The sequence below is a fragment of the Natronobacillus azotifigens genome (assembly GCF_026805325.1).
GTDB classification, from domain to species: Bacteria; Bacillota; Bacilli; order Bacillales; family Amphibacillaceae; genus Natronobacillus; species Natronobacillus azotifigens.
Map to the genome: position 1 here is coordinate 1 of NZ_JAPRAT010000056.1, position 2,805 is coordinate 2,805.

General features: G+C 35.7%; 3 protein-coding genes. 1 reads left to right on the forward strand and 2 read right to left on the reverse strand.

Annotated features, from left to right (window positions below):
• Positions 1-187: 187 nt before the first annotated feature.
• Positions 188-802, reverse strand: coding sequence for a spore germination lipoprotein GerD (gene gerD, locus OWO01_RS15790; protein ID WP_268781435.1), 615 nt, complete (start codon positions 800-802; stop codon positions 188-190).
• A gap of 388 nt (positions 803-1,190) precedes the next feature.
• Positions 1,191-1,952: a polysaccharide deacetylase family sporulation protein PdaB gene (gene pdaB / locus OWO01_RS15795; RefSeq protein WP_268781436.1), complete on the reverse strand. Its 762-nt coding sequence runs from the start codon at positions 1,950-1,952 to the stop codon at positions 1,191-1,193.
• A gap of 400 nt (positions 1,953-2,352) precedes the next feature.
• On the opposite strand from pdaB, the gene OWO01_RS15800 reads away from it, so the two are divergent.
• Positions 2,353-2,556, forward strand: coding sequence for a hypothetical protein (locus OWO01_RS15800; RefSeq protein WP_268781437.1), 204 nt, complete (start codon positions 2,353-2,355; stop codon positions 2,554-2,556).
• The last annotated feature ends 249 nt before the right edge of the window (positions 2,557-2,805 follow it).

A 2,805-nucleotide genomic window follows, 5' to 3' on the forward strand; every position in this document is an offset into this window, starting at 1 on the left:
GGTAGTTGCACTTATACTATTCACCGCAAAGAAGAAGTTTGGAAATAGTGTAAAGAAAACTCGCCGATCCAAGCTTGAAAATCGCAGCTAGGGGGTAGCAATAAATAGCACAGGAAAAAGGAGAGTGATCTTATGTCGCTCTCCTTTTTTTCCTGTGCTCAAGGCATGTATATGATTCATGATTCACCTAATTATCTTCATCATTTTCCGCTTCACCTTCGTCTTCTTCATCAGAAGAAGACTCCTCTTTCGACTTAAGTAATTTATCTGCATTGTCGACTAATAATTGAGATATCTTTGCTTGAAATAATGGCGATTCAAAAGTCTGTTCGATTGTCTCCTCTAAATGAGCTCTAAATTGTTGGCTCTTCATCACGGTAACAAACTGTTGGCTCATCTGTGGATCTGTGAACAACTCCAACATTTTTTCTTGATAGGAGGCATCGTTCATTAAGTTCTTCAAGACCTCTTCCTGTTGCTGAACCATCGCTTCGGAAAAACTGGTGATGAAATCGCGTTCCGTAAACATCTTTGTCCAAAATTCTTTTCCAGCATCTGACGTTAAAGCGGATTGGACGGCGTTATTCACCGTATCTGCTTCCAGTACATAGACTTGCTGTGTCTCCTCATCGGCGATCACCTCAACGATGGCTTGTTTCGCCTCGTCCGTTTTTAAAATGTCTGTTACCATCTTTTTTGTTGTCTCGTATGAATTGTTGTCACTCTGATTATTATCCGTGTTTCCCGTGCAAGCTGTGATCAAAAGCAAACTAAAGGTCAATAATAGCAATGTTTGTTTCATACTCTCGTTGATTCCTTTCTAGGTGATGTGGTTAAAAAGTTGATTTGTCTATAATATGAAGGTCTTTGGCTGTTTTTATACTACTATTAGTGTATGTTATTGTTTTACTCGACGAGTTTATACGTGACGCATTGCTATGTGGTAATGTCTTGATATTTTATATTTTTTATCCCGAGCAACCGTCCGTAAAACTTTCACTTCAAAACAACAAGAAAAGCAAGTTGTTTAAGGGAGTAACGGACGCTTGCACCCAGAATGCTTCAACTAACAATCAGTGGGGTAATACCTGAAAAACCCCCACTGATTTAAGTTTCACTTTATTAGAGAGTGCTTGAAAAGAAAACCGAAATGTCAGTGAGAAGATTAATCATAAACAAGGAAAACAGTATTAATTAATCTCCTCAACCTCTGCTTGTGCTCTTGTGATTAGTTCAGAGATTGTGACGAAGGATAATCCTTTTTGTTTTAACCCAGGCAAGATACTTTCTAGAGCCGTTGGCGTTTGTTTTACAGAGTCAGAAGCGTGTAATAAAATGATATCCCCGTTGGACGTATTGGATAAGACATGATCGATAATCTCATTGGTCCCTGGATTTTCCCAGTCTCTCGGATTTACATTCCATTGAATAACATCGAATCCTTGATTCGTTACTATGTCTAATACTTCATCATTTATGTGGCCACTAGGTGTCCGTAATAAACGGAGATCCGTGTACCCCATCTTACTAAAAACATCCGTAGCTTTATTCAAATCTTGTCTAATTTGTTCTGGTTCTTGTTTAAGGTAGCTTTTATACCTGTAACCTAACATCCCGATCTCGTGACCCGCCTTCTCGATCATTTCAACTAAATCGGGATGATGCTCGACCCATTCCCCCAATAAGAAAAATGTAGCTGTCACATCGTGTTTCTCTAATTGCTCAAGGGTTGGTTCAAGCATGGTGTCGCCCCAAGTAATATTGAAAGTAAGGGCAACACTTTCATCATCTGGGCTCCCTTTCGTTAATGCGGAAGGGTTGTCCTGTGTAAAAAATACGGTAAAATCACTTTTGGTCTCTACCCACAAGAATAAAGCGGTAAATAGAGCTAGTACCAAAAAAAGGCTAACCTGCTTCAATTTTTTGAATTTTATTGTGTAAAAAAAGGTCATTATTCTCCCCCTAATTGTTCCAGTTATAATCTATTCTATGATTGGCATTTTCTATTATGAATAAAGTGATATAAACAAATGGTATAATTTTTTACCTATTTAATGGTTCTGAGGAAGTTGAACTAAGAGCTCTTTGTATCTTTATTGAAGACGAGGATAAGATATTATTTGAATGAATCAAAGAATAGGATAAATTACCTCATTTTCAACACAACAGAATATGTGATAATGAAATAGAAGTAGCAAAAGGTTAGTGTTTTATCATGTTAGTACCTCTGTATAGTTGAAATGCAAATAGACTGAAAAATAGTATGTTTTAATTTTCGTGAATTTCGGAACAATATTAAATGTGAACAGTACAAATATCCATCCTTTACTAAAAAATAAAAAGGAGTTTCTTATGTTAGGAATGTTAATCAGTGAAATAGAGCAGAAAGAATTGGAATATATAATCAAACGTGAAATGGAAGAGATATTGTTAGATATAGAAAGTGACTATATTGATCCGTTGATAAAAAATGCCATGATGGAACGATATCAAGTTTTATTTCAGTTATTTCGACGTATAGCAAATCAACACGAGATTGTTAAGTACATAAGATAATAAGGATATCGATATTTTTCCAATAGGTATTTTCGAAAAAAGTATTGCATCGGTAGTTCTGATATGCTATATTATTTCGTGTTGTCAGTTTAACATTTTTGAAAAAGGAGCTAAGCTTTTTATCGATTATCTGCTCTCTAAAAAAAGTGTTGACACAAATATTATTCCATGATATATTATATTTCGTCGCAAAAAACGACAACAACTATTGATCTTTGAAAACTGAACAAAACAACCAGTATGTTAAGT

Excerpts from the sequence above, each read along its gene's own strand:
- gerD (WP_268781435.1), bottom strand. The coding sequence starts at position 802 with ATGAAACAAACATTGCTATTATTGACCTTTAGTTTGCTTTTGATCACA.
- pdaB (WP_268781436.1), bottom strand. The coding sequence starts at position 1,952 with ATGACCTTTTTTTACACAATAAAATTCAAAAAATTGAAGCAGGTTAGC.
- OWO01_RS15800 (WP_268781437.1), top strand. The coding sequence starts at position 2,353 with ATGTTAGGAATGTTAATCAGTGAAATAGAGCAGAAAGAATTGGAATAT.